The sequence below is a fragment of the Shewanella sp. SM29 genome (assembly GCF_025654245.1).
In the GTDB taxonomy this organism is placed as follows: Bacteria; Pseudomonadota; Gammaproteobacteria; order Enterobacterales; family Shewanellaceae; genus Shewanella; species Shewanella oncorhynchi.
Window position 1 is genome coordinate 1 of the sequence record NZ_JAKKRN010000059.1, and the last position, 8,438, is coordinate 8,438.

An 8,438-nucleotide genomic window follows, 5' to 3' on the forward strand; every position below is an offset into this window, starting at 1 on the left:
GGTGTGCCACCCTGGCGTTCTAGTTTTAACTGTCTCACCCATTTATCCATAGTGGATTTACCTACGTTCATCGCCTTTGCAGCTTCGATGATGCTATGGTTTTTATCGAGGACTAATTGGGCAGCTTCAAGTTTGAATTCAGCACTAAATGTTTTTCTGGTTGTCGATCTCATGTGTTCACCTAAAGTCATCTACGAGGTAATAATATCACCTCTATTTAGGTGGCCAAAATTAGTGTGCCACTACAGAGTTCTAAAACTTTGCTCCCAAGGTTCAACTGCAGACTCAATGTTTTCAATTTTTAGTGAGCAGATTTTGCAGCTTATATGCCTCTATGGGTAGCAATCTTAGTTAGTTCTAATTTCTTCTCTGTACAGCTATTAATATGGATTTATCTAGATGCTTGACAATTATATCGAGATTACCTTCGATTGCGCATAAGACTGGTCTTAAATATGTGGCGGCAAGTCAATATTTTCATCGGACATTGAATGCGGTCAGGAAAGGTATTTTTCTATGACGCTGTTACGAGCATGTGAGTATAATACATAATAAGCCCAGTCTATCCGTACCTAATGTCTCGGTAGTACCTTTGCAATACAGTATGTGGGAATGGCAGTATGTGTAAAGTTAGAAAACTCGCCGCGCTCAACAAAGCGCAGGCGAGATTCTTTGATGCCTGCCAGTTAATAGACGCGCTTCTGTAGCTCCTAAGGTTGCACTATGTTACTCAAAACCGCTCATGTGTCGCCATGGATGATGAGGCGATTGAATTTGCTTGAGGTTTAGTTCGAAACTTTGATTCATTAACTTAACCATCCTTCGATTTAAATCCTCAGTTTTTGGTACAAACCATTATGAAATACTCATATTTCCTACTTCTATTTTTAGGTTTTGCTACCTCCTGCCTGTTTCGCGCTGTGGCTTATGGTGAGGAGACGGATAGCGTACGGCTCTTGAACCGTACGCCAGTGGTGAGTCCAAAAGTACATTTCAATACGCAAACTCAGTCTTGGCTTGATAGAAAATTAGAGGTTAGAGTGGCTATATGGGGCGAAGCGTGGCCACCTATGCATCTGGGACTTGATTCGGCTCACTTTGAGGGAGCTACGGCTGATGTTTTGGGGGCATTAGAGCAGACATTGGGGGTTCGCTTCAAAATTGTCCGCTATTTAGGTCGCGAGGACGCGATGCAGGCGCTAGTCGCTGGCGAAATCGAGATTCTTGCCTTCAATGATACAGGGCAACCGAGTGATTCGCGTGTTCGCCAGTCGGTTGCCTATTTGGTTAATCACCGTGTTGTCATCCGACGTACGAGCGATGCCTATAATACTGATCCGAAAATGGCCAATGAGCGGCTTGCCTATGTTGGCTCCTCCCTGCTGGAAAAACAGCTCATGCAGCGCTACCCGCTCGCTAAACTGATGAGGTATCGCAATCGCACGCAAGCACTCACTGCGGTGGTTTATGGCCAGGCGGATGCCATGTACACGAGCTCCACCACTGCAGCATATCTGATACCGCAAATGTTTCCTAACCTGCTTTATTTCGATCACATAAAGGATGTACCTGATGTTGGGAACATTAACTTCGCCGTCAGCGCCAAACAGCCCGAGCTGCTAGACGCAATTAATCAGTCGCTCTCAGCTATTTCCCTGTCCGAGATGCTAAGAATTGCTTCGCGCTGGGAGCTGAGCGAAGACTTCGTGATCCCCAGAAAACCTCTTCGGTTAAGTGCAGAACAGCAAACATGGGCGATGGCGAATCCGGAAATCAGAGTGATTGTGTCCGCCCTTGATGCGCCGCTGACCTTCTATGATAAACATGGCCAGCTGCACGGGTTGAGCGTTGACCTGCTTAAGCAGATTGAGCGCAGTACTGGCCTGAGGTTCGAGTTCATACGCGGCGATGGCGTTGGGGATATGATCGGAAGGGTTCAGAGAGAGCAGGCTGACCTAATCGTTGCACTAAGCGTCGTTGGTTCTGTGACTGGACCTTTGCATTATACACGTCCTTACCTGATGAGTCCGTTGGTGGTAGTGACCCGGCGAGAACAGGCCAATATTCACGGCCTCGATGATCTTCATGGCCGGCGTTTGGCTATTGTACGTGATACCCCTGGTTTTGCATGGTTGGGCAAGCATCATCCGAGTATCACCGCGGTAGCAGTCGAGAACACCTCGCAAGGACTGGAGATGCTGATAAGCGGGGAAGTCGATGGCAGTGTGCAGAGCCAGTTCGTTGCCGATTACTTCATCAAGCAGTATTTCCAGGCTGACCTGCATGTTGCTTCGGTGTTTGGGCCGAGGCCTGACAGGATCGTCATGGCTGCAGCCTCCGACAAGCAAATATTGAAGGACATCATCAACGAAGCTTTACTGGATATCCCACCCGAGCGCCTCAGACAGTTGACTGATCGCTGGTATAACCATGACGCACCTGCAATTGCTAGCTCATGGAGCACATACAAAAACGAGATCTACACAGTTATCGGTGGTGGTGCGCTGTTTGCGTTGATCTTCGTCCTTTGGAACTACTACTTAAGGAGGCAGGTTCGTCGCCGACAAAGGGCCGAAGAGGCTCTGAAGGATCAGTTGGAGTTCACTCGAACCTTAATTGATGGTTCACCAGTCGCGTTGTATGTACGTGACCAGCATGGACGCTTGATTCATTGCAATCAGGCGTATCTGGACTTTATGCAGGCGTCGCGGGAGGAGTTCGTCGGTAAGACATTGCTGGAAAACAGCTACGTCGCACCTTGGCTGGTCGCGCGCTATCACCAGATGTACTTGGAGGTAGTGAAAACGGGCAAGCCTGTTGTCGCGGATTTAGATGTAGATGTAAAAGGACAACCTTTCCATATTTATCATTGGATACTTCCGTTTCAGGATGGCATGGGCCGCTACCGAGGCGTGATTGGAGGATGGCTGGATATCACTGAGCGCGTGAAACTGCTGCAGCAATTGCAACAGGCGAAAGAGCAAGCTGTTGAGGCCAGCCGATCCAAGTCGGTGTTTTTAACCACCATGAGCCATGAAATTCGCACACCTATAAGTGCTGTGGTGGGGCTGATTGAATTGTTGCGCCTGAGAACCGACGATCCCGAAAAAATGGCGCAGAACCTAGATGTGGCTTATCAGTCTGCACAGTCTCTTTTAGCGCTGATCGGCGATATTCTTGACTTATCTAAGATCGAGGCAAACGTCCTTGAGCCGTCTTTCAGAGCAACAGACTTGGAGGTGTTGATACAATCAGTTCATCGTCTGTTTGAGGCCAATGCGCGGAAAAAGAACCTCGAATACAAGCTGCTTATCGACGTTACCCATAGGGGAGTAATGATTGATAGCCTAATGCTTAATCAGATTATTTCCAACTTGCTCAGCAATGCTATCAAGTTCACAGAGCAGGGGATTGTACAGTTGGTACTACGTGAAGACATGAGCCGTATATGTGATGGATATGCTAGCTATGAGATCCAAGTCCAAGATAGCGGATCAGGCCTGAGCGATGCCGACCAAGAGGTGATATTCGAACCCTTCGTACAGGCCGGCGGTGTGCAGCAGCGTCGTGATGGTTCAGGCCTTGGATTGAACATCTGCCAAAGATTGGCCAAGTTACTAGGGGCAACGCTTTCGGTTGAAAGTGATCTAGGTAAGGGCTCGTGCTTCCTCCTGCGCTTCGAGGCTCCGCTTGTTCATGTGGACACCCAGCCACAATTGGTGCCATTGCAATCGGCATCTACCCACAGGTTGCGAATTTTGGTAGCTGAAGACCACGCTCCTAGTCGTCTGCTTTTGTGCCAGCAGCTTGAATACCTTGGTCATGAGGTTGTTCCTTGCGACGACGGCGAGTCAGCACTCAATGTTTGGGCCCATGCCTCTCTCTCATTCGACCTCACTATTGCCGACTGCAACATGCCTAACATGGATGGCTTCGAACTCAGTAGCCGTATCCGCGCGATTGAGGAGGAGAAGGCGGAAGGTTTTCATCCGATCTTCGGCCTGACGGCCAATGCTCAATCTTCTGCTGTTGAGAAAGGGCTGGCTGCTGGTATGACCAAATGTTTATTCAAGCCTGTCAGCATTGAGGAACTTTCGAGCTTAATTGGCGAAATATCCAGAAGCAGTGAGCTACAAGCAAAAGCCGCTGGCGCCAATAACGAACTGGAGAAGCTCCGCATTCTTAAACCGGAGGCATACGATGATCTGGTCGAGGAAATCTTGCGGACCTTACGGGAGGACTCGCTAAAGTTGGCCGAGATAGGTGAGGGAAACGATCTCAAGGCGCTTGCTCGGCTGGCTCACAAGATTAAAGGGGGGGCGCAGCTTGCCGGTGATGCGCAACTTGTCAAAGTGTGTCAGGTGCTAGAAGACGGTGCGGAAAAGGGAGATAAGAGATCTTTCGATAACATTAGTTTGGCGCTGCATCTCCTAGATGCGCTTCAGATGCGGCTGCTGGCGGAGAGTTGAAAAACCAATTAGCTCTATGCCGAGTTAATTGGTTTTTAAGACAAGTCTTATATCGACTATGTAAGCTTAATGGTTAAATCTATCCGATAAGGATGTGTCTTAAACGATGAGCGGTCTGCCGCTATAAGAGGTTCGCAACTCATACTGGAATTTTCTCAAACCAAGTAAGTTAAAAGGATAGCAGAATGACTAAGTCAAGCTTGTCACGGTTAGCTGTATGTTTTTCTCTTTATACGGGGGCGATTTCGGCTAATGTTGTCGGTGCTACTGTTGTTAGTGCTAGTGATGCGGATAATTACATTATTCGTCATTCGGTCAGCGCAAGTGTTCCTGTTTCTGCCGCTGTTGAAGTGCCCGTCTCTGCATCCATGGTGTATTTATCTGGTAAACTCCCACCAATCCAAGATCACGATCAACCACTCGATAGCCCTCTAGCTTATGGTGGTGACACCCAGAATCAAACGGTAGCCGTACTACGTGAGATAGAAAAAACCTTGGTGAACATTGGCCTTGAGCTTGGTGATGTGGTGAAGATGCAGGTATTTCTAGTGGGAGACCCTGCGTTGGATAATAAAATGGACCTAGAAGGCTTTGCTAATGGTTATGCTCAGTTCTTTGGCACTAAAGCGCAACCCCATTTACCTGCCCGTACAACATTACAAGTGGCGAGTTTGGCCAATAGAGGGATGCGTGTTGAAATAGATATTACGGCGGTACGAAAAAATCCTAGTGTTATCGTATCGGAAAAGCTTGAAACGACTCCTTCTGATTGTAGGTAGCCATTCACAATTCGACGTTAGGCATTCAAGAGCATATTTTATCTCTGCACTCTATATGTAGCGCTAAGAATTGTTAATTTTATTTTCGGAATTTTAGTATGAGCAACTCAATCTACCAGAAGATTACGTTTCATCACGTAGGAATCCCAATAACTGAAAGGCTTCCTGATAAAACTTATAATGCTGGCTTGAAAATGCATGCCACAGGATATTTTGAATCCCCCTATGCTATGGAGTGGATGGAGTTTGATAAGGACAGTCCGCTACCTGAAATCATAAGAACACAGCCTCATATTGGCTATGTAGTTGAAGACCTGCAAAAGGCAATCAAGGGCCGAAAGGTGATTCTCGAACCAACGAGCCCCTGCAATGGGGTTACAGTAGCGTTTGTTTTAGAAGGTCGTGATTTGGTAGAGTTTCTACAGTTTGATATGCCAGAAGAAGAAGTATGGCCACACCCGACTAAGTTCCTTCTTGAGTGTTTTTAACAGGTTTTGTTGCCGAATTCTAGTTAAGACTCCCACATTATTAAACCATATACTTAACCTGAGATCGGTTTAACAAGCCATAACTGCAATAGCCGTTAATGAGGTTCAGTAGTGGCTGTAGTGATGTGATGGACGCCACATCACTATAGCTAAACCCGCGACCACGCACGCCATGATGTTCATGGCAGTACCACGCTTTTACTGCAGCTTCATCCACCCAGAAAGTGAGCGAGCCACAGCTCACTAATGCTTGGTTACATTGCTTCCAATTAACGATTTTATGTATTGATTTACCCATGTAGCCGCCCTGAAGGTGAGTCAGGAGATCTGATGATGGGAACACCGATTATTTCACTGATTTGCTCAACAACGCCGCATAAACCCATAGCCAGTTAGCTAATTGTAAGAACATAATTAAGTTCACTCGAATTCATAACAAAGCCAGTGAAGAGTTGAAAAAACTCGTAGCCACAAGATTGCCCAGTTTATTGTCTTTTAAGACAAGTCTTATGTCGGCTGTGTGAACTTGATGGTTAAATCAATCCGATTAGGGTTTGACTTGAGTCTATGAGTAGTCCGCATCTGCGAGCGGAAAGCCATTCATACTGGGACAGCTTCTCAAATTTATCAAACCAAATAAGTTAAAAGGATAGCTGATTGATTCAATCGAACTAAAAATTTGAGCTTCATAGTGGAATAAGATTCAACCTTAAAACTCTTATATAAATACGGTTATTTAAATGACTGCATTATCTATTTTAACACTTAAAGGAAAGTTATGAGCAAGTCAATAATACCTAAGTTATCACCTATCTATTCATTGTTATTTTCTACCTGTATTATTGTTTCACCGAACGTTGCAGCTTCTATACTGGGAGATAAAGTACAGTATTTTGAAAAACAAGGTTGGAGTATTGGGGTTACAGTATTGGACACCGAGTCAAACGAGATGGAATCCGTACATGGGGATAAGCGTTTCCATTTCAACAGTACAATTAAAGCATTGGCTTGTGCGAATGTATTGGCCAAAGTGGACAAAGGACAGCTTAGACTCAGTGATTCCATCATATTAAAAAAGAGTGATATTATCGAATATTCTCCAGTTACAAAAAATTACGTTGGTAAAGAACTCACTCTCAATGATGCTTGCGAAGCTACATTAACATATAGTGATAATACTGCTGCGAACTACACTATATCTGCAGTCGGTGGACCAAGTGGGTTGACTAACTTTATGCGATCAATAGGTGATAATGTCTGGCGTTCAGATCGTTACGAACCGGAATTAACGAAGAATATAGAGTATGATATAAGGGATACGACGAGCGCTAATGCAATGGCTGAAAGTCTAAATAAACTTCTTTTGGGTAATATTCTATCAGCAGAATCAAAGTTAAAATTGAAGCAGTGGATGGAAGGAAATAAAGTAGCCGATGGTCTTCTAAGAGCATCATTACCTAATGGTTGGTCAATCGCGGATCGTTCTGGCGCCAGTGATTATGGTGTGCGAGGTATTATATCAATGGCTTGGTCAGAAGCACAAAGTCCCGTGATTGTTACAATATTCGTAAGAAAAAGTGGAACAACAATTGAAGAAAGAGATAAAATAATCTCAGAAATAGGAAAAGTTATTTATATTAAATATCAATAACTTGATTAGTTGAGAATTACCTTTTTTATTAGAGGAGTCTACTCCTTCTATAAAAAAGGTAACTATCACATTGCATACTAGCAATTAAATCATTAAACACTAAGCTGCTTTACTTAATTTAGTTGAGGACTGTGGAATCGATGAATAAATCGAGAAAACTAACAAAAAATTAAAAACAGGATACATTCTGGCTGCATTAATTTAAACAGAAACAAGGCGATAAAACCGAACACGATTAACAGAATTGATGAGATTAGAACCCGTATAGGTCGGAAAATCATGAATTAGCCATCCATAGCCGGAGAATCAAAATACCATTTATCAATATGACAATAGTATAGATTTCTATCAGTGCAAATTGGGCTGGTGCGTCGCAATTAATTTTATCAGTGTTCTGATCTAATCCCATCGGACACTTAATTTGAGACAGTATGGTCAACAAATTAAGAGGTCTATATGAGTCTGAAGAAATCACATAAGAGTTATCCGCAGGCATTTAAAGATGAAGCCGTCTTGATGGTGTTAGAGCAAGGCTATCGCGTTGCTGATGCAGCATAGACTTTTGGGGTTAGTACTAGCCCGCTTTACAACTAGAAAGAAAAACACGATGCCTTGCAGCAAGGCATCACCTTAGAAGAGTCTGAGCGTGATGAGTTGAAGCGATTACGTAGAAAAAAACAAATAATTACGCATGGAGAAAGAAATACTAAAAAGGCAAGCGCCTTGCCGATATATCAAGCTCTTTATCAAAGTGCATGTCAGGTAGTGTCACCAATATATTCATACTTAAAAATTCCCTATAAACTAGGGTCTGTTGATCTTTCGAGAGTGATTTTTAGACAGCATGGCAAGACGTTATAATTTGCTTCGCCAAAAGTAACCATAACCTCAAGCCATGCCAAGACTTATGCTAACCGATGAACGCTGGGAAAAGCTATTTCATTTAATGAAAAGCACAGGCCGTGTTTATGACAAACCTGAACATAGACAAACATTCGAAGGTATTCTTTACCGCCTTAGAACAGGTATCCCTTGGCGAGATTTACCTAAA

6 protein-coding genes and 2 pseudogenes are annotated in these 8,438 nt (G+C 44.4%); 6 read left to right on the forward strand and 2 right to left on the reverse strand.

Annotation, left to right across the window (positions count from 1 at the left end):
- A partial coding sequence (locus tag L5L77_RS22100) for a transposase (protein ID WP_263148818.1) occupies nucleotides 1–173 on the reverse strand: 173 nt, incomplete at its 3' end.
- Between the two features lie 684 nt (nucleotides 174–857).
- Here L5L77_RS22100 and L5L77_RS22105 point away from each other — a divergent pair.
- From L5L77_RS22105 to L5L77_RS22115, 3 genes are all read left to right on the forward strand, one after another.
- Nucleotides 858–4,469, forward strand: coding sequence for a transporter substrate-binding domain-containing protein (locus L5L77_RS22105; protein ID WP_263141067.1), 3,612 nt, complete (start codon nucleotides 858–860; stop codon nucleotides 4,467–4,469).
- Nucleotides 4,470–4,654: 185 nt separating this feature from the next.
- A complete protein-coding gene (locus tag L5L77_RS22110; RefSeq protein WP_263141065.1) occupies nucleotides 4,655–5,248 on the forward strand; it encodes a RidA family protein in 594 nt (197 codons plus the stop codon).
- Between the two features lie 98 nt (nucleotides 5,249–5,346).
- The gene (locus L5L77_RS22115; RefSeq protein WP_263141063.1) at nucleotides 5,347–5,736 is read left to right on the forward strand and encodes a VOC family protein; all 390 of its coding nucleotides are present in this window, start codon (nucleotides 5,347–5,349) and stop codon (nucleotides 5,734–5,736) included.
- A 118-nt stretch (nucleotides 5,737–5,854) separates the two neighbouring features.
- On the opposite strand, the pseudogene L5L77_RS22120 reads toward L5L77_RS22115, so the two are convergent.
- A pseudogene (locus tag L5L77_RS22120) lies at nucleotides 5,855–6,034 on the reverse strand (IS5/IS1182 family transposase); the annotation flags it as partial.
- 480 nt (nucleotides 6,035–6,514) lie between these two features.
- Here L5L77_RS22120 and bla point away from each other — a divergent pair.
- From bla to L5L77_RS22135, 3 genes and pseudogenes are all read left to right on the forward strand, one after another.
- On the forward strand, nucleotides 6,515–7,387 hold the full coding sequence (gene bla, locus L5L77_RS22125) for a class A beta-lactamase (RefSeq protein ID WP_263141060.1): 873 nt from the start codon (nucleotides 6,515–6,517) through the stop codon (nucleotides 7,385–7,387).
- 456 nt (nucleotides 7,388–7,843) lie between these two features.
- Nucleotides 7,844–8,102: pseudogene (locus tag L5L77_RS22130) on the forward strand (transposase); the annotation flags it as partial.
- Nucleotides 8,103–8,282: 180 nt separating this feature from the next.
- The coding region (locus tag L5L77_RS22135) for a transposase (RefSeq protein WP_263185135.1) at nucleotides 8,283–8,438 on the forward strand (156 nt) is incomplete at its 3' end.